Below are 24,973 nucleotides of genomic sequence, written 5' to 3'. Positions count from 1 at the left end.
GATGTGAGGTGTACAATGAAAGAATTAAAAGAAAAGTTATTATCTGAAATAGAGGACTTTAGAGAGTTAGGTCATAAGTTTTATGATGGGGAAGTCTCTATGATGGATTTTAAGCATGCTTCAGGTGGAATGGGAGTTTATGCTCATAAAGGTGGAAAGGAATTTATGATTAGGTTAAGAATTCCATCAGGAATAATTACTGTACCGCAATTAAATTTAATATATGACTGGGCAGTAAAGTATGGATTAGATAAATTACATTTTACTACTCGTCAAGCAATACAATATCATGGAATATCTATAGATTCAGTATGTGATTTAATGGAAGATGCATTAAAGGAAGATATATATACTCGTGGAGCAGGTGGTAACTTCCCAAGAAATGTTGCTTTATCACCGTTATCAGGAGTAGATAAAGAAGAAGCTTTTGATCCTACACCATATGCATTAGCTGTAGGAAATTATTTTATGGAAAGAATAACAACATATAAATTACCAAGAAAGCTTAAGGTATCATTTTCAAATAGCGAGAGAGATACTGCACACTGTACAATTCAAGATCTTGGGTTCTTAGCTGTTAATGAAAATGGCAAAAATCAATTTAGGGTATATTTAGGTGGTGGACTTGGAAGAAATCCGAGATTAGCTTTAATATATCCAGAGTTAATAAATCCAGATGAAGTTTTATACTATGTAGAAGGTATGGTTAATTTATTTAAGGCAGAAGGAAACTATGAAAATAAAGCAAAAGCTCGTGTAAGATATATGGTAGAGAAGTTAGGCGAAGAAAACTTCATTAATGAATATAGAAGATATGTAGAAGAAGCTAAAGAAAGAGGAGAATTAGATATAGATGTTACGCCTGTAGTATGCAATAAAGAGGGAATAGCTATAGATATAGAAGATGAAAGAATATATCCTCAAAAGCAAGAAGGATTATATAGCTTATATATTCATCCATTTGGTGGCCAAATAAAGATTGATGAGTTAAAGGCTATAAAGGATATAATTTCAGAGTTTGATGCAGCAGAGTTAAGATTATCAATGACAGAAGGAGTATATGTTAGAAATCTTAACGGAAATGAAGTAAAGAGACTTTTAGATGTTACTAAATCTATTGGTGGAAAAACTTCATTTGAATATAGTGTTTCTTGTATAGGGGTTCCGACTTGCCAATTAGGAATAGGAAATAGCCAAGAAACTTTAAATGAAATGTTAGATTATATAAAAGAAAAAGTAAATAGATTAGATTTACTACCAAGAGTTTATATATCTGGATGTGGAAATTCTTGTGGTGTCCATGAAATTGCTGAAATAGGACTAACAGGAAAGAAGAAGAGAGTAAATGATGTAGTTCAAGAAGCTTATGAATTACATGTTAATGGAAGCTTCTTAGCTAAAGAATGTAGATTAGGAAAAATTTATGGAGATATTTTAAAGAAAGATATCCCAGAATTTATATATAAACTTTCACTGGAATTAGAAGATAAAAATATGAATTTTTCAACTTATTTAGAAAAAAATGAAGAAAGCTTCAAAAAAATATTTGAAGAATTTAAGTGTTAAAATAATAACTAAAGATTATATAAAATTAAAATTAAAAGGTTGCTTTGAATTATAGCAGCCTTTTAATATTGAAATAAATATAAATAGATGTATAATTAATCTATGATTTAAACAAAAGATTTGGAGTGAAGTTATATGAGAATGAGAAGAAAACCATGGGCTAGACCAGAGTTAGAAGCTTGTCACTTCTTTATACAGAAACCTAGTGAGTATAAAGGAAAATGGAAAGAATTCTTTAAGAATAATAATCCTATTTATTTAGAATTAGGTTGTGGAAAAGGAACGTTTATGGCTGTCCATGGATCTGAAAATCCAGATATAAACTATATTGCCGTAGATATAAAGGATGAGGTATTAGTATTAGCTAAAAGAAACATAGAAAAGGCATATGAAGAAAAGAACCATAAATTAAACAATGTTGCCTTAATGTCTCAGGAGATAGCTCTTATTGATGATATGCTAAGTGAAGATGATACAGTAGATAGAATATATATAAACTTCTGTAATCCTTGGCCAAAAGATAGGCACAAGAAGAGAAGATTAACTCACACTAGACAGTTAAACAAGTATAAGACTTTCTTAAAAAAAGAAGGTGAAATATGGTTTAAAACAGATGACGATGAGTTATTTGAAGAATCATTAGAGTACTTTAAAGAGTGTAATTTAGATATAAAATATATAACATATGATCTACACAATAGTGGATTTGAGGGAAATGTTGTTACAGAACATGAAGAAATGTTCACGAAACAAGGTATAAAAACAAAATTTTTAATTGCAGAATATAAATAGGCTAAATTTCTAAAAATAAAAAGACTGGATAATACAGTCTTTTTACTTTATATTTTTTTTAACAAACAATTATGGTAGGTATCCAATGTATATGTTTACTAGATAAAAGTGACAATAATGTAATGAAATTTTAAAGAAAATTTCATTGAATTTAAATTATAATAACTGTATACTTGTACGAGTGCTTTGAAAAGAAATAAGGAATAATGGTGATAAGATTATGATATTTTTTGTAACGATGATTGTATTTTCTCCTATTACTTCTATTATTCCAGGAATCTATGCAACGTATTTAATGTTTAAGAATAAAGGTAAAATAGAAAAAAACTATTTAAATATAGGTCTATTAGTGCTGTTTATTTGGTCTCTTATAGTGGCGATTATAAATGAAAGTGTATTATCATTTTTAGGATCAAGTATGTTGCTTATGTACTTTGCTATAGGATTTTTGGGACAGAGATATTTTATAAGTATAAGAAGAATTCATAAGACTTTTAAATATTCTATCTATCTAACTGCTTTAACGGCAATTAATGGAATAATAGAAAAGGGAGTATATTTTTATATTTTTAGAAAAACTGGAGAGTTTTCAAATCCATTCAATGATAGGGTTATTAGTGCTTATGGTAATCCTAATATGGCTGGGGCTTGGTTTGCAAGTGCTATATTTATAGCTTTATATTTAAGAGCAATAACAAGTGGAAAAAAACAAAAAAATATTTATACTCTATGCATTGCTATAATATTGATAGCACTTTTACTGACAGAATCATCAGGTGCTCTTGTAGCTTTTGTAGCGGCGTTTATTTGTTACTATGTTTTAAAGAGTTTAAAAGATAAGAGAAAGATGATAATTTTAGGATTAAGCATTTTTACTATTATATCAATGTTTTTAATATTAGAAAGTAAAGGTGATAGTAAAGCTGTTTTTAATGAGCTTAGAATTTCTTTTTCTTCGAGATATGATATATGGACTGGATCTTTAAAGATGATAGCTCAAAAGCCCTTAATGGGATGGGGGACGTTAGCTACATTAGAACATGGGAAAGAATTTTTCTATAACAATGGAAATAGTATACACTCACATAATATTTACTTAACATTTTGGGTATCTACGGGATTAATTGGATTATGTATGTATTTATATATAAAGCTAAAGATGTTTAAAGATTTATTTAAGCTTTATAAAACAAAAGAACCATTAGTACCATTATTAGTGGCGCTAAATGTGATTGTGATAGTTCAAGGGTTAGTTGATTGTTCGTTATATGCACCGCAGTTAGGAATATTATTTATGTCCACATGTGCGATTGTATTCAATTTATCACATGGAAAATTAAAAGTAGAAAATAAAAGAAAGAGAAAATATAAAGGAAATGTTATTAAGCTGGAAGCCAAAACAATTGTAATTTAATTAAAATGTAAAAAGGGCTGTTTATACGGCTCTTTTTAATATGGCTTTTAATAGAAATTAGATATAGACTTTATCTTTACATAAGTGTAGAATATAGAATTAGTCATAGGAAAAAATAAGAGAGGATGATATACATGGAAGGAACATGGATTGAAGTAAGAGTTATAACTACAAGTGAGGCTTTAGAGCCAGTATCAGGTATTTTTTATAGCTTAGACTGCAAAGGTGTTGCAATAGAGGATCCAAACGATATATTAGGAAGAGAGCAAGGACCATTAACTTGGGATTTTGCTGATATAAATATTTTAGAACATAAAGGAAATGCTGCTGTTGTTAAAGCGTATTTTTCAGAAGAAGATAATATAGAAGAAGTTCTTAAATACATAGATGAAAGACTTTCAGAATTAAAAGAAATGGGAATAAACCTTGGAGAAGGAAAGTTAGAATCAGAAAAGGTTCATGAAGAAGATTGGGCAAATAATTGGAAGAAATATTATAAGCCTTCTAAAGTTGGTGAGAAAATAGTTGTTAAGCCAATATGGGAAGAATACGAAGAAAAAGATGGTGAGTTAGTTGTCAATTTAGACCCAGGAATGGCTTTTGGAACAGGAACTCATGAAACTACTAGAATGTGCATACAATCATTAGAAAAGTATGTTAAAGAAGAAAGTGTTGTTTTTGATGTAGGGTGTGGATCAGGAATACTTGCTATAGCAGCGGCTAAGTTAGGAGCTAAAAAAGCTGTAGGGGTTGATTTAGATCCTGTTGCTGTAGAATCTTCTTTGGAAAATGTTCAATATAATAACTTAGATAATATAGAAATATTACACGGAAACTTAGTTGAAGTTATAGAAGGAAAAGCCGATGTAGTAGTTGCTAATATATTAGCTGAAATAATTTGTATTCTTACAGATGATGTTAAGAGAGTGTTAAAGCAAAATGGATATTTTATAACGTCTGGAATTATTCATGATAGAGTAGATATGGTAGTTGATAAGCTAGAAGCTTCAGGTTTTGAAGTAATAGAGAAAAATAGAGATGGAGAATGGAACTGTATAGTTGCAAAATTAAAATAGTCTTTAAAGGTGAAAAGTATGCATAAATTTTTTACGGCAAAAGAATTAATAAATGAAAATGTAGGAAAAATAATAGGTGATGATGTTAAGCATATAATGAAGGTGTTAAGATTAACATCAGGTGAGGAAGTAGTTTTAAATAATTGTGAAGGCACAGAATATTTAGCTACAATAAATAGTGTTAATAAGCAAGAAGTAACATTAAATATAATTAAAACTATAGAAGGAAGTAATGAAAGTGATATAAAGATAACTCTTTATCAAGGACTTCCTAAAAGTCAAAAGATGGATCTTATAGTTCAAAAGGGTACTGAACTTGGAGTTTACGAGTTTAAGCCAGTAATAACTTCAAGAGTTGATGTAAAACTAAAAGGTGAATTTAAGAAGTTAGATAGATTAAATAGAATATCTCTTGAAGCAGCAAAGCAAAGCAAAAGAAGTATTGTTCCTAAGGTTTTAGAACCAATGGATTTTAATGATGTTTTAGAAGAGATAGATACATTAGATTTAATGTTAGTACCTTATGAAAATGCAGAAGGGTTTGGTATAAAGACTCTAATAAACAATTTAAGAAAAGATAATATAAATTTAAGAGATATAAAAACTGTAGGAATATTAGTTGGTCCTGAAGGCGGATTTGAAGAGGAAGAAATTGTTAGACTAAAAGATAAAGGTGCTCATATAATAACTTTAGGCAAGAGAATTTTAAGAACAGAGACAGCTGGATTTGTAGCAGCATCTTTAATTCAATATGAGCTTAGTGATTTAGGAGGAGTAATTTAATGAAAGTTGCGTTTGCTACATTAGGTTGCAGAGTTAATCAATATGAATCAGAAGCAATGGCAGAAAAGTTTATAAGAGAAGGTTATGAAGTGGTAGACTTTGATCAGTTTTCTGATGTTTATGTAATAAATACTTGTACTGTAACCAACATGGGAGATAAAAAATCAAGACAGATAATAAGTAGAGCAAGAAGAACTAATCCAGAAGCAATAATAGCAGCAGTTGGATGTTATTCACAAATGTCACCAAAAGAAGTTTCTGAAATCCCAGGAGTGGATGTAGTTTTAGGAACTAGAAATAAAGGTGATGTAGTTTACTATGTAAACAAAGCTAAAGATGAAGGAAAATCTCAGGTACACGTGCAAGGGGTCCTTCAAAACAAAGTTTTTGAAGATTTAAAAATAGAAGATTATCAAGATAAAACTAGAGCATTTTTAAAGATACAAGATGGATGTAATAGATTTTGTACATATTGCACTATTCCATATGCAAGAGGTTCAGTATGTTCAAAAGATCCAAACAAGGTACTTTCTGAAGTAAGGGAGCTTGCTAAAAATGGATTCAAAGAAGTTATACTTTCTGGAATACATACAGCATCTTACGGATTAGATTTAGAAGGTAATGTAAATTTAATTTCAATAATTGAAGAAATTGAAAAAATTGATGGGATAGAAAGAATTAGAATAGGATCTATAGAACCTGCATTCTTCACTCCAGAAGTTATAGAAAAAATAAAAAGCTTTAAGAAGCTTTGTCCTCACTTCCATCTTTCTCTTCAAAGTGGTTGTGATGCTACATTAAAAAGAATGAATAGAAGATATACTGCAAAAGAATATGAGGATTCAGTAAATCTTTTAAGAGAAACACTTCCAGATGTGTCAATATCAACAGATGTAATAGTTGGTTTTCCAGGAGAGACAGAAGAAGAGTTCAATGAAACTTACGAATTCTTAAAGAGAATAAAGCTTACAAAAACTCATATCTTTAAGTATAGCCCAAGAAAAGGAACTAAGGCTGCTGATATGCCAAACCAAATTGATGGGAAAGTTAAAGATGAGAGAAGCAAAAAACTTATAGAGTTAAATGACATAAATGAAAAAGCTTTTACTGAGAAGTTTATAGATAGAGAAATGGATGTTTTATTTGAACAGCAAGTAAAAGGAAAAGAAGATGTATACGAAGGGTATACAAGAAATTATATAAAAGTTGAAGTTCATTGCATGGCAGCTAATATTACTGGTAGAATAGTAGATGTTAAGCTAGAAAAAGCAGAAAAAGATTATGCAATAGCAGAAATGGTTTAAGATAGTGACAAGTGATAGGTTTACAAGAAAGCTTACAAAGTTAGGTTAAAATAAAAATACGTTAATTATTATTTAGAAGATTTCTTTAATAGATTTTAATAAATTTCATATTTTTTATGTATAACTTATCATTTGTTATTTATAACTAATAAAAGGAGGTGAATTTATGGAGGATTGTATTTTTTGTAAAATAATAAAAGGTGAAATTCCATCTAAGAAAATATATGAAGATGATAAGGTTTTAGCTTTTTATGATATAAGTCCAGAAGCACCAGTTCATTTTTTAGTAATTCCGAAGGAGCATATAGTAAGTGCAAATGAAATAAATGAAAAAAATTGTGAAATTGTTGCACATATTTTCCTTGTAATTAATAAAATAACAAGAGAGCTTGGAATTGATAAGAGTGGCTATAGAATAGTAAATAACTGTGGTGAAGATGGAGGTCAAACAGTAGGACATATGCATTTCCATATTCTTGCTGGAAGAGGATTGCAATGGCCACCAGGCTAGAAAAGTTATTTATTATTGACAGTTTAAGTCTAAATATTATATAATATAGCGTGTGTTATTAAGCCCGTAGCTGAGTTAAAAATTAATTTGAGCTAGCGGAGGGAGGGATAATAGATGTCAGAAATTAAAGTTGGAGAAAATGAAACACTAGAAAGTGCTTTAAAAAGATTTAAGAGAAAGTGCGCTAGAGCTGGAGTTCTTTCAGAAGTAAGAAAGAGAGAACACTACGAAAAACCAAGCGTAAAGAGAAAGAAAAAATCTGAAGCTGCAAGAAAGAGAAAGTTTAAGTAGTATTCATTTGTAATGTTATTAATTAGATAATAACTATATGAATTAAATAACTATATCAAGAATATAGTTGTGAAAAATCTGCTATGTTATTAATGAAATGAAAATAGTAATACCAGGTTGTTTTTTATAGATTTCTAGGTTTTAGCAAAAATAAAAGGTATTTATTGAATTTAATTTGATAACTGAATTATAAAAGATTTATAATATTTAAATCTTTATAAGTTACCTTCCTCAGCAATTAAATAAATAGAATTTATAAATTGTATAAACACAGCTACAGATAAAGGGATAATCACATTAAAAATATAGGTTAACTTATTTTATCAGTTATGCCAATTATTTTAATGCAAAGTAGATTTGAAGACTTATAAGTTAGAAATTATAACTATTAAGATAATGAAAAAGAACTCAATGTAAATTGAGTTCTTTTTTTATTATTTTGTGATTTTATTCCTTACTTTATCATAAAGTACATTGAGAGACTTTAATTAGGAGGAAATAAAATGGGGGAAAAGTTAAATAAAAAAAGAACTATACTAATTGAAAAGTTAGATCTTCCAAAAGATGTTGTATTAGATGTACCCAAGATAATAGTTATAGGTAAAGAAGAAGTTACTATAGAAAATCATAAAGGCATATTAACTTTTAATGAAGATGAGATAAGGGTAAATAGTAAGTTAGGGCCAATATCTATAAAAGGAGAAGGTTTTGAAATATTATATATAGCAACATCAACAATAACTATTAGTGGAAAGTTTGCTTCAATATCTTATGAGGAGTGATTAGTATGGGGATGAATAATATTAGAGCAGGGAGAATAACGGTAGAGATAAAACTTCTAAATCCGGATAGGATTTTGAACATATTTTGGAATAGAAATATAAACATATATAAAATAAATAAGAAAAATATTTCTACTATAAGATTAGATATAGATTATATTAATTATGAAGAAGTTTGTGAAGTTATACAAACTCTTGGTGGCAAAATTAGTATAGTAAAAAGAAGGGGATTCATATTTTGGTTTAGAAATATGAGAGGTAAAATTTCTTTAGTGGTTGGGTTGATGTTATTTTTAGTGGTAATATTTTTATTATCTAATTATGTTTGGGCAATAGATATAAATGTACAAGAAAACATATCACCATTTGAAATAAGACAGCAACTAAAAGAAATAGGGATAAAGCCAGGAATGGCCAAAAGTGATATAGTTGTTGAAGATATAGAAAAGAAGTTGGAAAATGCCAATAGTGAGATACTTTGGCTTAGAGTAAGAGTAGAGGGATCTACTTTGAATGTAACCATAGAAGAAAAAATAAATCCTCCTACAGAATGGAATGGGCAATATGGAAATCTAGTTGCTACCGAGGATGGAGAAGTAGTTAAGGTATATACCTATGCTGGAAGATCAGCAGTTAAACAGGAACAAATGGTTAAAAAGGGAGATGTATTAATAGAAGGCATAGATGGTAAAGAAGGGCAAGAATATATTATTGCACCTAGGGGGATTGTTATAGCTAATACTTTTTATGAAAAAACAATGCAGTTAAAATTAACTGGCACAAAGCTTGAAAGAAGTGGAGAAAGAGAAACAGAATATTACATTAGTATATTTGGAAAAAAAATATATTTAAAGAAGGCTATAAAAGACTTTAAAGAGTATGATAGAATAGAAAAGAGTGGAAAAATATTTAATGAAGTGGTATATTATGAGAGAATAGAAAAAGAAGTAGATATTACTGAAGAAGAAGCCGAAAAAATAGCTATAGAAAGTTTAGAAGAATCATTGAAAAAAGACCTTACTAGAGATTCTAAAGTAGTAGATAAGATTGTAAAGAAGCAACTAGATAGTGATGGGAATTTAACTATAAAAGTAGTTTTTGTAGTAGAAAAAAATATAGTGAACGATATTCCTGTACAATATTAACATATAATGGGATGAGAAGGTGAGCACATGAAAAAGTTGGATGAAAAAGGTTTTGGAGATTCTAAGGAAAAATGGTGTAGAAGTTTTTTGTTTACTATGGTTTTTATAATAACTTATTTTATAATGCTTACAGCTGTTGCTCCAAATAAATATGATTTGAAGGCTGGAGATATAGCGGAAGTAGATATAAAAGCACCGAGAGACATAATTAATCAAGAGGCGACTAAAGCTAAAGAAAATGAGATAATAGAAGGTGTTGAGAAGGTATATTCATTAAAAGGTGAAGTAAAAATTGAAGCGAGTAAAAATGTAACAACATTTTTTACTAAATTAATAAATTTAAAAAGTAGTGAAGCATCTGAAAAAGAAAAGATAGAAACTTTGAAAAAATTAGATAGTTTTACGTTAACTGATAATAATTATAAGACATTATTATCGATAACTAATGAAAAAGCTACAGAGATGCAATGGATATTATTGAGTGCTTTAGAAAAGGTTTATGAAAATAATATTAAAGATGAAAATGATGAAGATATAGAGGCAAAAACTATTGATGATGCTAAAAATATTGCTAATGATATAATAGATGTATCTGAGTTAGATGAAAACTTGAAGAATATATTAAAAGACATGGCGTATTCTCAAATAAAACCTAACTGGGTATTCGATAAAGATAAAACTGATGAAAAAATTACTGAAGCTCTAAAATTAGCACCAAAAGAGTATATCAAAAAAAATCAAATAGTTGTAAAAGAGGGAGAGCCAATAACTCAATCTCAAATTGAAATATTAACAGAGCTTGGTATTTTAGGCGATGGAGTAGATAAAGGATACTTATTCATTTATATAGTTTTAGCTGTACTCGTATTATTAACATTAGAACTTCAATATCTATATATGAAGAAGGAAAGATTAAGCCTTTTATTAAATACTAAAGTAGTATTTATGATTGTTATTTTAAATATAGTATCTATAATTATGGCGAGGTCATTAAATTTTGTTTCACCTTTTGTAATTCCAATAGGATGTACTGCTTTAATTATGACTTTATTATTAGATTATAAGCTATCAGTTGTATTAAATACATTGAACTTAGTTTTCATAGCAATTATTACAGGTTTTAATCCACAAGTGATTATTTTAGGGATAGTTAATATAATAGTTGCTTGCACATCGATAAAAAAGGTAAATGGTAGAAATGAAGTTTTGCAAGCGACTTTATATATGGTTATAGCTTCTGCAATAGTTACATTAGCTACAGGGTTATTAGTATCAAATAATTTTAAGATGATTGTGTCTGAAGTTACTTTTTCTATTTTAGGTGCATTATTATCGGGTATATTTGCCATAGGCTTTACACCTTTTCTAGAGAGTGCTTTTAAGATAGTCACTAATATGAAATTGCTTGAGTTATCAAATCCAAATAGTCCATTATTAAAAAGGTTGTTAATGGAAGCTCCAGGGACTTATAATCATAGCTTAATGGTTGCAAATTTAGCTGAAGTAGCAGCAGAGGCTGTTGATGCAAATCCTATCTTAGCGAGAATTGGATCGTATTATCATGATATTGGTAAGCTTAAGAGGCCTATATTCTTTGGAGAAAATCTTATGGGAAGAGAAAATCCGCATAATAGAATAAAGCCAACTTTGAGTACTCAAATTATCATTTCTCATGCTAAAGACGGATTGGAATTAGCAAAAGAGTATAAATTACCAGAAGTTATTCAAGATATAATTATACAGCATCATGGTACAACACTAGTTAAGTATTTTTATTATACTTTAAAGAATTCCTCTGATAATCCTGATGAAATAAAAGAAGAAGACTTTAGATATAGTGGACCAATTCCATCAACTAAAGAAGCAGCAATAATAATGTTAGCTGATAGTGTTGAGGCTGCTGTTAGATCGATTCCTATGCCTACTAAAGAGAAAATTGAGGAAATGGTCAATAATATCTTTAAAGATAAATTACAATCAGATCAATTAATAGATTCTGATTTAACTTTAAGAGATATAGAAAATATAAAGAAATGTTTCTTGAAAGTTTTAATTGGTGTTTATCATCAAAGGGTAGAATATCCAAAAGAAAAATAACAATATATTCGGGGAGGTTTTTACCTTCCCATTTTATTAAAATAAATTTTGAATTAAAGGAGAAAAATATGTTATATACAGATAATAGACAAAATCAAATAGAGGTTACAGAAGAATTTATAAGGGAACTAGAAGAGGTTTGTATTTATGCTTTAGAAAAAGAGGAGGTAAAACAAAAGTGTCAAATCTCATTATTATTTGTGAACAACGAAAAGATTAGAGAAATTAACAAAGAAACTAGAAATATAGATAAAGCTACAGATGTATTATCTTTTCCTATGCTAGATTATCCAAAAGGCAAATTTTTTAAGGACGTATATAAAGATAAGAAGTTTGATGTTATGTATATGGATGGAGATGAGTTAGTTTTAGGTGATATGGTATTGTCGTTAGAGAGAGCTATGGAACAAAGTATAGAATATAATCACTCATTTAAAAGAGAAGTATGCTATTTAGTTGTACACTCTATATTACATCTACTTGGTTATGATCATATGGAAGAAGATGAAAAGAAGATAATGAGAACTAGAGAAGAGGAAATATTAAATGGGTTAGATATAAAGAGATAATTAAAAGGGTGAGAATTATGGGAGTGAGAAAGTTGTTGGAGAGTTTTAATCATGCTATAAATGGTATAATTTATGCTATAAGAACTCAAAGAAATATGAAGATACACACTATTGGAGCGGTTATAGTTTTATTAGCATGTTTTTTTGTTGATTTATCAAAAGTGGAATTTTTAATTTTAGCTTTAACTATAACAAGTGTATTTGTGGCTGAGATGATAAATACAGCTATTGAAGCAGCTATAGATTTAAATACTAATTATTATCATCCATTAGCAAAAGTTGCGAAAAACACTGCAGCAGGGGCAGTGTTGATAACTGCTATAAATGCAGTCTTAGTTGGATATATTATATTTTGGGATAAATTCGAAGAAATATCTTATGGAGTTATTCATAAAATGAAAAATTCAGAACCATATATGATATTTATTGCTCTTGTAATAGTTAGTTTAGCAACTGTTATAATAAAAGCTATATATGGAGAAGGAACTCCTTTAAAGGGAGGAATGCCAAGTGGGCATAGTGCTTTAGCATTTTCTTTATCAACTGCTATTTCATTAATTACAGAAGAACCAATATGTATAATATTAGCTTACTTAATGGCTTTTATAACAGCTCAAAGTAGAGTTGACTCAGAAGTGCATACAGTTTTTGAGGTTATTGTAGGAGCACTTTTGGGTGTTTTATTAACGCTTTTTATATTCACTATATTTAAACTATAAGTGAGTCTCTAAATTTTTGATTTAGACATAATAGTTTGTTCATTAATTCAGTTATGGAAATAAAAAATATTTAAAAAAATTTATGATATTTGAAGACAATAAATTTAAATGTGATATACTATTTAAGAATGGAGGCTGAAAATATGGATTACAAAGAAATAGTTAAAAAAGCATTAGAAGCAAGAGAAAAAGCATATTGCCCATATTCAAATTTTAAAGTTGGAGCAGCAGTTTTATTTGAAGATGGAAATATATATACAGGATGTAATATAGAGAATGCATCTTTTGGTGGAACTAATTGCGCAGAAAGAACTGCAATTTTTAAAGGTGTGTATGAAGGAAATAGAGAAATAAAGGCTATAGCTGTAGTTGGAGATACAAACGCTTATACATATCCATGTGGTATATGTAGACAGGTAATTGCTGAGTTTGTAGTAGATACATCTATACCTGTTATAATAATAAAAAATGAAAATGATTATTTAGTAAAAACATTTGATGAAATATTACCAGGAATCTTTTCAAAGAAAGATTTAAATGGTTAGGAGGAAATTAATGTATAAATCAGGATTCGTAACAATAGTTGGTAGACCAAACGTAGGGAAATCAACACTACTAAATCAAATAATGGGGGAAAAATTATCAATAGTATCAAATAAACCCCAAACTACAAGAAATAATATTCAAACTATATTAACAGGTGAGGACTATCAAATAGTTTTCGTTGATACACCAGGAATACATAAGCCAAAGCATAAGCTTGGTGAATTTATGGTTAATTCAGCAAAGGAATCTATTAAAGAAGTAGATTTAGTATTATTTTTAATAAATCCAGATGAAGAGATCGGAAGAGGAGATAAGTTCATTTTAGAAGCTTTAAAAGAACAAAAGGCACCAGTATTTTTAGTTGTTAATAAGGTTGATGAAAATAGTCATGAAAAGGTGGCTAAGACTCTACAAATGTATTCAGCAGAGTATAACTTTAAAGAAATAATTCCGATTTCAGCATTAAAGGGTAAAAATGTAGATACTTTAGTTAACTTAATGAAAGATTATATGCCTGAAGGACCTCAATACTATCCAGAGGACATGATAACAGATGTTCAAGAAAGATTTATAGTATCTGAAATAGTAAGAGAGAAGGCTTTAAGAAATCTTAGAGATGAAGTGCCTCATGGAATAGCTGTTGATGTTATTCAGATGAAACAAAAAGAAAATGGAACATATCATATAGAAGTAGATCTTATATGTGAAAAAGATTCTCATAAAGGAATAATTATAGGAAAAAACGGAACTAGCTTAAAGAAAATTGGGGAAACTTCAAGATATGAGATAGAGAGATTCTTACGTGCTAAAGTTAACTTAAAAATATGGGTTAAAGTAAGAAAAGAATGGAGAGATAATAATCTTTTACTTAAGGAATTAGGATATAAGAAAATGAAATAATTAGGGGTGGATTTATTGGCACTTTTAAATACTAAAGGTGTTGTTTTGAAATCACAGGATTATAGAGAAAATGATAAGCTTATTTGGATATATACAGAGGCTGCCGGAAAAGTTACAGCTATAGCAAGAGGGTCAAAGAAAAGTAAAAGCAAATTCTTATCTATGACTTTGCCTCTTTGCTTTGCTGATTATTCACTTTTTCAGGGAAAAAACCTCTATAATCTTCAAGAAGGTAAAATTATAAATTCTTTTCAAGGATTATTAGATAATTTAGATAAGCTTACATATTCTTCTTACGTATGTGAGCTTATAGACATTTGTGTAGAAGATGGAGAACAAAATTTTAATCTTTTTAAAGATTTTATAACATGTCTATATTTATTAAATACTGATGCTTTAGATTATGAACTTTTAATAAGATCTTTTGAATTAAGAGTTTTAAAAGCAACAGGATATGGATTGGTATTTGATAACTGTAGCATATGTAAAAAACCTATAAATTCATCTACGTATATCTCATTAAATAATTTTGGGGGAGTATGTGATGAATGTAATAAAGTAGGTGGAATTTATATATCTAGAGCTGCATATAGTGCTTTGAGATTTTTAAACAATACACCAATGGATAAGGTTTATAGATTAAATCTAACGGATGAAGTTAAAAAACAGATTGAGAAAGTTATAACGTATATAATTTATTCAAATTATTCAAAACGTCCTAAGAGTTTAGAGATGTTAAATTATATTAAGGAGTAGTGAGAAATATGGAAATAACATTAGAACAAGTTGATAAAGTTAAAGAAAGAACTGGAGTATCTTATGCAGAGGCTAAGAGCGCTTTAGAACTTACAAATGGTGATGTTTTAGATGCTATAATTCTTTTAGAAGAAAAGGCTAAAGAAAAATATGAAAATGGTATTGGAGCTGAAAATAGTACTGGTGGTACTGTTAATAACAATACAGAAACAATAGCTGAACTTAAAGCTTGGCTTAAAGATTTAATAAATAAGGGGAATATATCAAGAATAAAAGTATCAAAAGATGGAGATACAATTGTAGATGTCCCTGTTAATGCTGGTATAGCAGCTGCTGTTATTGCAGTTATAATTCCACCAATTTTGGCTTTTGTAGTTGTTGCAGCTGTAGTAACAAAAGTAACGATAGAAATAACTAAAGCAGATGGAACTGTAGAAGTGGTGAATAAGTATATATCTAAGGCAGTTAATGATGCAAAAGATAAGGCTTCAGATATTGCGGATGTAGTTAAAGAAAAAGTATCAGAAGTTAACATTGATGCATTAAAAAAATATGATAAGAATATAGTTTCTAAAGAGAACGATAATAACACATTTGTGTATACTGTAAATTTTGAAGAGGAAGAAAAAGGAAGCAATTAATAGATAAACAGGGGTATAGTTCCAGTAAATAGAAGAAATAGGGGATAATCAGCTAATTTGACTGATTTTTCAGAAAATTAAGTATAGTCAAAATTTGATAAAATGTTATAATTATACTGTAAATATCAAATAAATCTAAATTGTCTGAATATTCCCTAAAAAGTCGAAAAGAGGGGTAAAGTGAAATTAACATCAAGACAAGAAGAGATAATTAGATTAGTTAAAGAAGGACAGCCTGTCACAAGTGAAGCTTTAGCAAGTAAATTAGGTGTAACTAGAGCAGCATTAAGGGCAGATTTAGCCATCTTAACTATGATTGGGATATTAGATGCTAGACCTAAGGTTGGTTACGTATATGTAGGACGTAAGTTAAATAGTGATATATTAGATAATTTATCAAATATTAAAGCTGAAACTATAATGTCTAAACCAGCTACGGTAAATGAAGCAACAACGGTATATGATGCAATTGTGTTTTTATTTTTAAATGATATAGGTACAATTTTCGTTGAAAACAATGATGTTTTAGTAGGCGCTGTTTCAAGAAAAGATTTCTTAAAAATTGCAATAGGTGGAACAGATATACATAAGGTTCCAGTAGGAGTTATTATGACTAGAATGCCAAATATAATATATGGTTTTCAAGAAGATAGTGCATATTCATTAGCAAAGAAAATAATAGAACATGAAATTGATAGTATACCAATAGTAGAAAAAATTGAAGATAGTTCAAAAGAAAAAGACGAGTACAAAATTGTGGGTAAAATATCAAAGACTAATATTACAAAGTTATTTGTAAAACTTGGAGAAAATAATTAGGGTAATAAAAAAACGGGTATAAAAAATTAACGGGTATAAAAAATGGTATAGAACAATAAAATTTATAAAATGGGTTAGCTACGGAGCCGAGCTTCGATAGTATATATATTTATAATTGTATTGAACGGAGGAGTATTGAGATGGATAAAAAGAAGTATGTTTACCTTTTCAGTGAAGGCGATGAAACAATGAAGAACCTTCTTGGAGGTAAAGGAGCAAATTTAGCAGAAATGACCAAACTAGGGATCCCAGTGCCACAAGGATTTATAGTAACAACAGAAGCTTGTAACAAGTATTATGAAGATGGTAAGAAAATATCAGATGCAATAATAGAAGAAATACAAGAAAATATTAAAAAGCTTGAAGAAACTACTGGGAAAGAGTTTGGTAGCTTAGAAAATCCATTGTTAGTTTCAGTAAGATCAGGGGCTAGAGTTTCTATGCCAGGTATGATGGATACAATATTAAACCTTGGATTAAATGATACTTCAGTTGAAGTTATGGCAAAACTTACTAATAATCCAAGATTTGCATATGATTCATATAGAAGATTTATTCAAATGTTCTCAGATGTTGTTATGGGAGTTGAAAAGAGATTATTTGAAAATCTTATTGATGAAATGAAAGAAGATAGAGGGGTTCATTTTGACACTGACTTAACAGCAGATGATTTAAAAGAATTAGTTGTTAAATATAAAGAATTATACAAAAAGGAAAAAGGTGAAGAGTTCATCCAAGATCCTAAAAAACAATTAATAGAAGCTGTTACTGCAGTGTTTAGATCATGGGATAACCCAAGAGCTATAGTTTATAGAAGATTAAATGACATTCCAGGAGAATGGGGAACTGCGGTAAACGTTCAACAAATGGTATTTGGTAATAAGGGAGAAACTTCAGGAACAGGAGTTGCATTCTCAAGAAATGCTGCTACTGGTGAAAAAGAAATATATGGTGAATACTTAATGAATGCACAAGGTGAAGATGTTGTTGCAGGGATAAGAACACCACTTCCAATAGCTAAATTAGAAGAACAAAACCCAGCTATATACAAACAATTTATGGATATAGTTCATACATTAGAAAACCACTACAGAGATATGCAAGATATGGAGTTCACTATAGAAGAAGGTAAATTATACTTCCTTCAAACTAGAAATGGTAAGAGAACTGCTCAAGCTGCATTAAAGATAGCTGTTGATTTAGTTGAAGAAGGTATGTTAACTAAGGAACAAGCTATATTAAAGGTAGAACCTAAGCAATTAGACTCTTTATTACATCCAACATTTGATACTACTGAAATAAAGAAATCTACACCTATAGCTAAAGGACTTCCAGCATCTCCAGGAGCTGCTTGTGGTAAGATATCATTTACTGCTGAAGAAGCTAAAGAAAGAGCTGCAGCAGGAGAAAAAGTAGTTTTAGTAAGACTTGAAACTTCTCCAGAAGATATTGAAGGTATGATAGCAGCTGAAGGTATCTTAACAGTAAGAGGAGGAATGACTTCTCATGCAGCAGTTGTTGCTAGAGGTATGGGAACTTGCTGTGTAGCTGGTTGTGGAGCTTTAAAGGTTAATGAAGAAGCAAGAACTTTAGAAGTAAACGGAAAAGTTTATACTGCTGAAGATTACATTTCAATAGATGGTTCAACAGGAAATGTTTACGGAGAAGCTATTGATACAGTTACTCCTGAAATTTCTGGACACTTTGCTACATTCATGGGATGGGCAGATGAAATAAGAACATTAAAAGTAAGAACTAATGCTGATACTCCAAGAGATACTAAGCAAGCAGTTGAGTTTGGAGCTGAAGGTATAGGTCTTTGTAGAACAGAGCATATGTTCTTTGCTGAAGATAGAATAATGGCTATGAGAGAAATGATAGTAGCTAAGAATGAAGAAGAAAGAAGAGTTGCTCTTGAAAAATTACTTCCAATGCAAAGAGAAGACTTTATAGGAATCTATGAAGCATTAGAAGGAATGCCAGCAACAATTAGATTCTTAGATCCACCACTACATGAATTCTTACCTCATACAGATGAGGAAATCGCAGAACTTTCTAAGACTATGGGATTAACTTTTGAAGATTTAAAAGCTACAGTTGAAAGCTTACATGAGTTTAACCCAATGATGGGGCATAGAGGTTGTAGATTAGCTGTATCTTATCCTGAAATAGCTGAAATGCAAACTAGAGCTGTAATAGAGGCTGCTATTGAAGTTAAGAATAATAAAGGATATAATATTGTTCCAGAAATAATGATCCCACTTGTTGGAGATGTTAAGGAATTAAAATTCGTTAAGGATATAGTTGTTAGAACAGCTGAAACTGTTATGGAAGAAAAGGGAGTTAAGCTTGAATACCTAGTAGGTACTATGATAGAAATCCCAAGAGCAGCTGTAACAGCAGATGAAATTGCTAAAGAAGCAGAATTCTTCTCATTTGGTACAAATGACTTAACTCAAATGACATTTGGATTCTCAAGAGATGATGCTGCTAAGTTCTTAAATGACTATTATGAAAGAAAAGTATATGAGCAAGATCCATTTGCTAAATTAGACCAAAATGGTGTTGGACAATTAGTTAAAATAGCAGTAGAAAAAGGAAAATCAACAAGACCAAATATTAAACTTGGTATTTGTGGAGAACACGGTGGAGATCCATCTTCAATAGAATTCTGCCACAATGTAGGATTAAACTACGTATCTTGTTCACCATTCAGAGTGCCAGTTGCTAGACTTGCTGCAGCACAAGCTCAAGTTAAAAATCCAAGATAGTTAAAATACAAAAAAAGGAAGTGGAAACACTTCCTTTTTAAAATTTAACGTTATAATATTTTTCTAGAACTACAATCATATTTTTCACATATTCTAGTTGATTTGAAGTTCTGTCAAGGCCTTTCTCTAAAAGTGTAACAAATGATTTTTTATTACATTTCTTTATATTCTTATAATAGTCTCTTGATATCTTCCAGTATTTTTGAGGGAATGCTAAATACGCTAATATATATTTAAAATCTGAAGGTGTAAGATAATTTTCTTTTAGATAACTATCTAAAACGTCAATAGTTATCTTTGTTTCCCAATTAGTTGTAGGTCTTTTTAGCAGTCGTCTTAAAAAATAAGATAAATCATAGGCACTATAGTCGTATTTGCACTTATCAAAATCTATGATAAAAACCTTATTTTGATTATCTATAATTATATTTTTATTTACATAGTCACCGTGGCATAGTGATGTAGATAATTCTGAAGAGTCTATTGTGGATGAAATTTCCAAAGACAGTTTGGCTAAATCTAGGTTATAATCAAGATTATCTAAATAAATATTAGAGAATCTATCCTTTATAGTACTTGCATAATTAGCATTCTCTAAAAGTTGATTAAAGTGTTTGCTTGTAGATAAGTGGAAATCTTCAAGCCCTTTTCTTTCTGTACTCCCTTCTATAGGAAAAAAGTTCTTTGAGACTTTATGTATTTTACCAAGTGTCTGACAAGAAAGATTTATGTGAGTAGGATTATCAAAGTCACATTTATCACCGTCAATCCAAGGTGTTAATATAAAAATCATGCTGTTAAAGAGTACAAACCTAGAATTATTTTTTGAAGGAATTAACCTAGGGACGTTTAAATTATTTCTATATAACCACTCCATGGCAGAATAAACAAAAAGTAAATTTTCTTCGTTATAATACACTTTTTTTAAACAATAGGAATTACTTTGGGTTTCTACCTTAAAAACTGCTCTTTGTTTATCAGTATCTTTAAACTTTATCATAGATACAGTAGCATTTTCTAATGAGAAAAGAGGTAATATATATTTTTTTATATTAGTTAAAGACAAGCCATCATTATTAAATAAAAGTTTCTCAGAAGCCATATAAATATCTCCTTATCTTTGTTTACTAATATATAATATTAGTTTTATTTAGCAAATATACATAAGGTGATAGTAGATTTCATATATTATTTAAATGTAGAGAGTAAACAAAGGATTTTTGAGAAAAATATAGAATAAATATACTTGAGGTGAGTTAAATGAATATAAGAGAGAAAATAGAAAAGTTTGAAAACTTGACATTGGCTAAACAAGCGATATTGAGCACGGAAAGTTTGGGAAGAGAAGTTTTTGAAGAAAAAGATCCTATAAGAACTTGTTTTATGGTAGATAGAGATAGAATTATACATTCAAAATCATTTAGAAGATTAAAACATAAAACACAGGTTTATATTAAAACATTTGGTGATCATTATAGAACAAGATTAACTCATACTCTTGAAGTAGCTCAAATTGGAAGAACTATTGGTGTTGGTATAGGACTTAATGAAAATTTAATCGAGGCTATAGCATTAGGGCATGATTTAGGGCATGTTGCCTTCGCACATAATGGAGAGGAAGTTTTAGATGAATTTTTAGAAGGTGGATTTAGACATAACGAGCAAAGCGTAAGAGTAGTAAAAAAGTTAGAGAGAGATGGACGTGGACTTAATTTAACACATGAGGTTATAGATGGAATATTAAATCATAGTGGTTTAAGTGAGGGTGTAAATAAAGCTAAAACTTTAGAAGGAAGAATCGTTCAATATAGTGATAAGATTGCTTATTTAAACCATGATATAGATGACTCGATAAGAGCAAAACTATTAAATGAAGGGGACTTGCCTAAAGATGTAATAAAAGTTTTAGGAAAAACACATTCTGAGAGAATAGAAGTTTTAGTATCGGATATGATAAAAGAAACTATAAAAAATTTAGAAAATAATATTTATGAAGTAGGCCAAAGTAATGAAGTTAAGGAAGCTATGGTAGAACTTAGAAGGTTTATGTTTGCTAATATATATTTAGGAGATGTTCTTAAAGGAGAAAGAGATAAAGCAAAATTTATTTTGCATCAATTGTTAGAATATTATTGTAAGCATGAGGAAAAGTTACCGGAGTTATATAGAAAAATTGCTAGTGAAGAGGGCTTAAAAAGAGCAGTAGCAGATTATATTGCAGGAATGAGTGATGATTACTGTATAGGTATTTTCAATGAATTATTTGTACCAAAGTTTGTTATCTTTTAAAAATGTTGTATAATTTATGATTTTTGGGCAGAATAAAATTTGTAAAATAAAAAGGATTTTTAAAATTTAAATAGAATTATAATAAAAATGACGACAAAATATTAATAATATATATTTAATATTAAATTTTTAAATTGAAAAGAAGGATTTTGATTTAAAATGTCGAATTTTATACAAAGTAATTAATAAAATTTATTAAGTAAGGAGGGAGTCTCCTTGCAGATTTCAGAAGAGATTCTAGAAAGAATTAAAAATGAGAATGATATTGTAGAGGTGATTTCGGAAACTGTAAGACTTAAAAGGTCTGGAAGAAACTTTATGGGACTATGTCCATTTCATAATGAAAAGTCACCTTCATTTTCTGTCTCTCAAGATAAGCAGATATATAAATGCTTTGGATGTGGAGAAGCTGGGAATGTGATAAGTTTTGTTATGAAAAATAGAAATATGTCATTCTTAGATGCAGTTAAATATTTAGCTAGTAGAGCAAATATAACATTAGAACTTCAAAATGAAAAGAAAGATAAAAGCTTACAAAAAAAAGAGTTATTGTATAGGGTAAATTTAGAAGCGGGAAAATTCTTTTTTTCAAATTTGATGAGTAATGATACTGCAAAGGAATATTTCTTAAATAGGGGCATAAAATTAGAGACTATTAGAAGTTTTGGATTGGGATATGCAAACAATAGCTGGAATAGTCTTATGAATCATTTAAAACGAAAAAACATATCTGAACAATTAATGATTGAAGCTGGGTTGCTTTCTGTAAATCCTGAAAAAAATAGAAAGTATGATAGATTCAGAAATAGAGTTATGTTCCCAGTGTTTGATTATAGAGGAAAAGTTATAGGATTTGGTGGAAGAGTATTAGATGATTCAAAGCCTAAGTATTTAAATTCACCTGAAACATTGGTTTTTCAAAAAGGGACTAATTTATATGGCTTAAACTTTGCTTTAAAGCATAATATGAAAGAGAGATATTTTATCATTGTTGAAGGGTATATGGATTTAATTACTTTACACCAATATGGTATAACTAATGTGGTAGCATCTTTAGGTACGGCGCTTACTATTAATCAGGCAAGGCTTCTCAAGAGATATGCTGATAAGGTAGTTATATCTTATGACGCAGATATGGCAGGTCAAATGGCAACAATGCGTGGGCTTGAAATTTTAAGAACAGCTGGATTTGATGTGAGAGTATTATCAATACCTCAAGGAAAAGATCCTGATGAATTTGTGAGAAGTAATGGTAAAGAGGCATTTTTAAAACTAATAAATTCTGCAGAACCGTTAATAGACTATAGACTAAAAAAGGCTGAAGAAGGAATAGATTTTAAAAATAGTCAATCGAGTATTCTATATGCTAAAAAAGTTATGAATATTTTATCAGACTTAGATCCTTTAGAAAAAGATGTTTATATAAAGAAAGCTTCAGAAAATACAGGAATTAAAGAGCAAATTTTATATGATATGTTAAGTAAAAGGATTAATGACAATAATGATGGAAATAATGTGAATAATAAGGGAGAAAATGGAACAAAATTATATATAGAGCCTGCATTTTTAAAGGCTGAAAGAGCCTTATTAAAACTTATTCTAGAAAATAATGATTATTTAGACTTTATAGAAGAAAAATTAGATGAAAATGACCTAGTATTGCCAGAACATAAATTAATTTTCACTATTATTAAAAGAGCAAAAGGGGAAAATAAAGATAATGTTATATCTTTTGTTGAATCTCAACTTAATAATGCTGAAAGTATAAAAGAGTTTATTAAAATTAAAGATATTAATCTGTTTTATGTGGAAGATACAAAAAGATTAATAGAAGATTATATCAATGAAATTACTAATTATAAATTGAAACAAAGGATAGAAGAGTTGAAGAAACAACAAAAAATCCTTGAAAATCAAGGAAAGATTGAAGAATCTATATCTTTAGCTATAGAGTTGGCTAAAATTAGTAAAACACTTAAAAGAGGAAAATTGAATTAGGCTAATGTACTGGAAGGAGGTAATTAAGTAGTGGAAGAGAAGACTAAAGCAGCTTCAAATAAGAAGAAAGATATCCAAGATAGAAATGGAAGGATGTCTATAGTAAAGAATCTACTTGATAAAGGAAAAAAAGCAGGAGTATTAACATATAAAGAGATTTTGGATGAAATAGACCATATTGATTTAGAACCTGAACAAATTGAAAAAATTTATGAGGTTCTTGAATCTATGGGAATAGAAGTTCAGGGTCAAGCAGCAGAGGTAGAAGTAGTAGAAGAAGATTTAGATCTTACTATACCTGAAGGTATTGCTATTGATGACCCTGTAAGAATGTACTTAAAGGAGATTGGTAAGGTTCCACTTCTTTCATCAGAAGAAGAAATGGAGCTAGCAAAAAGAATAGAAGAAGGTGACCAATATGCTAAAAAGAAATTAGCAGAGGCAAACCTTAGACTAGTTGTAAGTATTGCTAAAAGATATGTAGGAAGAGGTATGCTTTTCTTAGATTTAATTCAAGAAGGAAACCTTGGACTTATTAAGGCAGTAGAAAAATTTGATTTCCGTAAAGGCTTTAAGTTTTCAACATATGCTACTTGGTGGATTAGGCAAGCAATTACAAGAGCTATAGCAGACCAAGCTAGAACAATAAGAATTCCTGTTCATATGGTTGAAACAATAAATAAGCTTATAAGAGTACAAAGACAATTACTTCAAGAGCTTGGAAGAGATCCTTACCCAGAAGAAATATCAAAGGTTATGGATTTACCAGTAGATAAGGTAAGAGAAATACAAAAGATAGCTCAAGAGCCTGTTTCATTAGAAACTCCAATAGGTGAAGAAGAAGATTCACATTTAGGTGACTTTATACCAGATGATGATGCTCCAGCACCGGCAGAAGCTGCAGCATTTACAATGTTAAAAGAACAATTAATAAATGTTCTAGATACATTAACACCAAGAGAAGAAAAGGTATTAAGACTTAGATTTGGATTAGATGATGGTAGAGCAAGAACTCTTGAAGAAGTTGGTAAAGAGTTCAATGTTACTAGAGAAAGAATAAGACAAATTGAAGCTAAAGCTTTAAGAAAACTTAGACATCCTTCAAGAAGCAAAAAGCTTAAGGATTATTTAGACTAGTAAAATAGCACCTAAAGTCGGTGCTATTTTATTGGTTAAATTTATAAGAAATAAAAATTAAAAAATA

General features: G+C 29.4%; 23 protein-coding genes. 22 read left to right on the top strand and 1 reads right to left on the bottom strand.

Going from position 1 to position 24,973, the window contains the following annotated elements; translation table 11 throughout:
- Positions 1-15: 15 nt before the first annotated feature.
- The 19 genes from H8S10_RS04785 to ppdK all read left to right on the top strand — a co-directional run bounded on the left by H8S10_RS04785 (position 16) and on the right by ppdK (position 19,482).
- Positions 16-1,566: a nitrite/sulfite reductase gene (locus H8S10_RS04785; protein WP_186838087.1), complete on the top strand. Its 1,551-nt coding sequence runs from the start codon at positions 16-18 to the stop codon at positions 1,564-1,566.
- Positions 1,567-1,701: 135 nt separating this feature from the next.
- Positions 1,702-2,358 carry a tRNA (guanosine(46)-N7)-methyltransferase TrmB gene (trmB, locus tag H8S10_RS04780; protein WP_055267421.1) on the top strand — a complete coding sequence of 219 codons (657 nt, stop codon included), beginning with the start codon at positions 1,702-1,704 and terminating at the stop codon, positions 2,356-2,358.
- A gap of 220 nt (positions 2,359-2,578) precedes the next feature.
- Positions 2,579-3,772, top strand: coding sequence for an O-antigen ligase family protein (locus tag H8S10_RS04775; RefSeq protein WP_055267423.1), 1,194 nt, complete (start codon positions 2,579-2,581; stop codon positions 3,770-3,772).
- Between the two features lie 134 nt (positions 3,773-3,906).
- Positions 3,907-4,848: a 50S ribosomal protein L11 methyltransferase gene (gene prmA / locus H8S10_RS04770; RefSeq protein WP_055267425.1), complete on the top strand. Its 942-nt coding sequence runs from the start codon at positions 3,907-3,909 to the stop codon at positions 4,846-4,848.
- Positions 4,849-4,866: 18 nt separating this feature from the next.
- Complete coding sequence (locus tag H8S10_RS04765) at positions 4,867-5,631, top strand: RsmE family RNA methyltransferase (RefSeq protein WP_186838086.1); 765 nt, start codon at positions 4,867-4,869, stop codon at positions 5,629-5,631.
- A complete protein-coding gene (gene mtaB, locus H8S10_RS04760; RefSeq protein WP_186838085.1) occupies positions 5,631-6,935 on the top strand; it encodes a tRNA (N(6)-L-threonylcarbamoyladenosine(37)-C(2))-methylthiotransferase MtaB in 1,305 nt (434 codons plus the stop codon). Before H8S10_RS04765 ends, mtaB begins: the two co-directional genes overlap by 1 nt.
- A 166-nt stretch (positions 6,936-7,101) precedes the next feature.
- Positions 7,102-7,446: a histidine triad nucleotide-binding protein gene (locus tag H8S10_RS04755; RefSeq protein ID WP_186838084.1), complete on the top strand. Its 345-nt coding sequence runs from the start codon at positions 7,102-7,104 to the stop codon at positions 7,444-7,446.
- A 114-nt stretch (positions 7,447-7,560) separates the two neighbouring features.
- Positions 7,561-7,737 carry a 30S ribosomal protein S21 gene (gene rpsU / locus H8S10_RS04750; protein ID WP_055267432.1) on the top strand — a complete coding sequence of 59 codons (177 nt, stop codon included), beginning with the start codon at positions 7,561-7,563 and terminating at the stop codon, positions 7,735-7,737.
- Positions 7,738-8,240: 503 nt separating this feature from the next.
- Complete coding sequence (yqfC, locus tag H8S10_RS04745; protein WP_055267434.1) at positions 8,241-8,519, top strand: sporulation protein YqfC; 279 nt, start codon at positions 8,241-8,243, stop codon at positions 8,517-8,519.
- Positions 8,520-8,524: 5 nt separating this feature from the next.
- Entirely contained in the window at positions 8,525-9,664 is a 1,140-nt protein-coding gene (gene yqfD, locus H8S10_RS04740; protein ID WP_186838083.1) for a sporulation protein YqfD, read from the top strand.
- A gap of 27 nt (positions 9,665-9,691) precedes the next feature.
- Complete coding sequence (locus tag H8S10_RS04735; protein WP_186838082.1) at positions 9,692-11,761, top strand: HDIG domain-containing metalloprotein; 2,070 nt, start codon at positions 9,692-9,694, stop codon at positions 11,759-11,761.
- A 68-nt stretch (positions 11,762-11,829) separates the two neighbouring features.
- On the top strand, positions 11,830-12,330 hold the full coding sequence (gene ybeY, locus H8S10_RS04730) for an rRNA maturation RNase YbeY (RefSeq protein WP_186838081.1): 501 nt from the start codon (positions 11,830-11,832) through the stop codon (positions 12,328-12,330).
- 17 nt (positions 12,331-12,347) lie between these two features.
- On the top strand, positions 12,348-13,049 hold the full coding sequence (locus H8S10_RS04725; protein ID WP_055267442.1) for a diacylglycerol kinase: 702 nt from the start codon (positions 12,348-12,350) through the stop codon (positions 13,047-13,049).
- Positions 13,050-13,192: 143 nt separating this feature from the next.
- Positions 13,193-13,594, top strand: coding sequence for a cytidine deaminase (locus H8S10_RS04720; RefSeq protein WP_055267444.1), 402 nt, complete (start codon positions 13,193-13,195; stop codon positions 13,592-13,594).
- A 10-nt stretch (positions 13,595-13,604) separates the two neighbouring features.
- On the top strand, positions 13,605-14,495 hold the full coding sequence (gene era, locus H8S10_RS04715) for a GTPase Era (RefSeq protein WP_055267446.1): 891 nt from the start codon (positions 13,605-13,607) through the stop codon (positions 14,493-14,495).
- A gap of 6 nt (positions 14,496-14,501) precedes the next feature.
- Entirely contained in the window at positions 14,502-15,251 is a 750-nt protein-coding gene (recO, locus tag H8S10_RS04710; RefSeq protein WP_186838080.1) for a DNA repair protein RecO, read from the top strand.
- An 8-nt stretch (positions 15,252-15,259) separates the two neighbouring features.
- Complete coding sequence (locus H8S10_RS04705) at positions 15,260-15,892, top strand: DUF4342 domain-containing protein (RefSeq protein ID WP_055267450.1); 633 nt, start codon at positions 15,260-15,262, stop codon at positions 15,890-15,892.
- Between the two features lie 180 nt (positions 15,893-16,072).
- On the top strand, positions 16,073-16,711 hold the full coding sequence (locus H8S10_RS04700) for a helix-turn-helix transcriptional regulator (protein ID WP_055267452.1): 639 nt from the start codon (positions 16,073-16,075) through the stop codon (positions 16,709-16,711).
- Between the two features lie 140 nt (positions 16,712-16,851).
- Entirely contained in the window at positions 16,852-19,482 is a 2,631-nt protein-coding gene (gene ppdK / locus H8S10_RS04695) for a pyruvate, phosphate dikinase (RefSeq protein ID WP_186838079.1), read from the top strand.
- 37 nt (positions 19,483-19,519) lie between these two features.
- On the opposite strand, the gene H8S10_RS04690 is transcribed toward ppdK, so the two are convergent.
- A complete protein-coding gene (locus H8S10_RS04690; RefSeq protein WP_186838078.1) occupies positions 19,520-20,584 on the bottom strand; it encodes a CotS family spore coat protein in 1,065 nt (354 codons plus the stop codon).
- Between the two features lie 158 nt (positions 20,585-20,742).
- On the opposite strand from H8S10_RS04690, the gene H8S10_RS04685 reads away from it, so the two are divergent.
- The 3 genes from H8S10_RS04685 (at position 20,743) to rpoD (ending at position 24,906) form a co-directional block, all read left to right on the top strand.
- A complete protein-coding gene (locus H8S10_RS04685) occupies positions 20,743-21,771 on the top strand; it encodes a deoxyguanosinetriphosphate triphosphohydrolase (RefSeq protein ID WP_186838077.1) in 1,029 nt (342 codons plus the stop codon).
- 216 nt (positions 21,772-21,987) lie between these two features.
- On the top strand, positions 21,988-23,769 hold the full coding sequence (gene dnaG, locus H8S10_RS04680) for a DNA primase (RefSeq protein WP_186838076.1): 1,782 nt from the start codon (positions 21,988-21,990) through the stop codon (positions 23,767-23,769).
- A gap of 30 nt (positions 23,770-23,799) precedes the next feature.
- The gene (gene rpoD, locus H8S10_RS04675; protein ID WP_186838075.1) at positions 23,800-24,906 is read left to right on the top strand and encodes an RNA polymerase sigma factor RpoD; all 1,107 of its coding nucleotides are present in this window, start codon (positions 23,800-23,802) and stop codon (positions 24,904-24,906) included.
- Positions 24,907-24,973: the final 67 nt, after the last annotated feature.

Origin of the sequence: Clostridium sp. NSJ-49 (genome assembly GCF_014287725.1) — a bacterium.
Taxonomy (GTDB): Bacteria; Bacillota; Clostridia; order Clostridiales; family Clostridiaceae; genus Clostridium; species Clostridium disporicum_B.
This window is presented reverse-complemented; position numbering and strand designations above follow the sequence as displayed.

Coding starts and splice junctions, on each gene's coding strand:
- H8S10_RS04735 (WP_186838082.1), top strand. CDS start 9,692: ATGAAAAAGTTGGATGAAAAAGGTTTTGGAGATTCTAAGGAAAAATGG.
- H8S10_RS04705 (WP_055267450.1), top strand. CDS start 15,260: ATGGAAATAACATTAGAACAAGTTGATAAAGTTAAAGAAAGAACTGGA.
- H8S10_RS04775 (WP_055267423.1), top strand. CDS start 2,579: ATGATATTTTTTGTAACGATGATTGTATTTTCTCCTATTACTTCTATT.
- era (WP_055267446.1), top strand. CDS start 13,605: ATGTATAAATCAGGATTCGTAACAATAGTTGGTAGACCAAACGTAGGG.
- mtaB (WP_186838085.1), top strand. CDS start 5,631: ATGAAAGTTGCGTTTGCTACATTAGGTTGCAGAGTTAATCAATATGAA.
- H8S10_RS04685 (WP_186838077.1), top strand. CDS start 20,743: ATGAATATAAGAGAGAAAATAGAAAAGTTTGAAAACTTGACATTGGCT.
- H8S10_RS04720 (WP_055267444.1), top strand. CDS start 13,193: ATGGATTACAAAGAAATAGTTAAAAAAGCATTAGAAGCAAGAGAAAAA.
- prmA (WP_055267425.1), top strand. CDS start 3,907: ATGGAAGGAACATGGATTGAAGTAAGAGTTATAACTACAAGTGAGGCT.
- H8S10_RS04690 (WP_186838078.1), bottom strand. CDS start 20,584: ATGGCTTCTGAGAAACTTTTATTTAATAATGATGGCTTGTCTTTAACT.
- ppdK (WP_186838079.1), top strand. CDS start 16,852: ATGGATAAAAAGAAGTATGTTTACCTTTTCAGTGAAGGCGATGAAACA.
- yqfC (WP_055267434.1), top strand. CDS start 8,241: ATGGGGGAAAAGTTAAATAAAAAAAGAACTATACTAATTGAAAAGTTA.
- yqfD (WP_186838083.1), top strand. CDS start 8,525: ATGGGGATGAATAATATTAGAGCAGGGAGAATAACGGTAGAGATAAAA.
- H8S10_RS04755 (WP_186838084.1), top strand. CDS start 7,102: ATGGAGGATTGTATTTTTTGTAAAATAATAAAAGGTGAAATTCCATCT.
- H8S10_RS04765 (WP_186838086.1), top strand. CDS start 4,867: ATGCATAAATTTTTTACGGCAAAAGAATTAATAAATGAAAATGTAGGA.
- trmB (WP_055267421.1), top strand. CDS start 1,702: ATGAGAATGAGAAGAAAACCATGGGCTAGACCAGAGTTAGAAGCTTGT.
- rpsU (WP_055267432.1), top strand. CDS start 7,561: ATGTCAGAAATTAAAGTTGGAGAAAATGAAACACTAGAAAGTGCTTTA.
- H8S10_RS04725 (WP_055267442.1), top strand. CDS start 12,348: ATGGGAGTGAGAAAGTTGTTGGAGAGTTTTAATCATGCTATAAATGGT.
- ybeY (WP_186838081.1), top strand. CDS start 11,830: ATGTTATATACAGATAATAGACAAAATCAAATAGAGGTTACAGAAGAA.
- H8S10_RS04785 (WP_186838087.1), top strand. CDS start 16: ATGAAAGAATTAAAAGAAAAGTTATTATCTGAAATAGAGGACTTTAGA.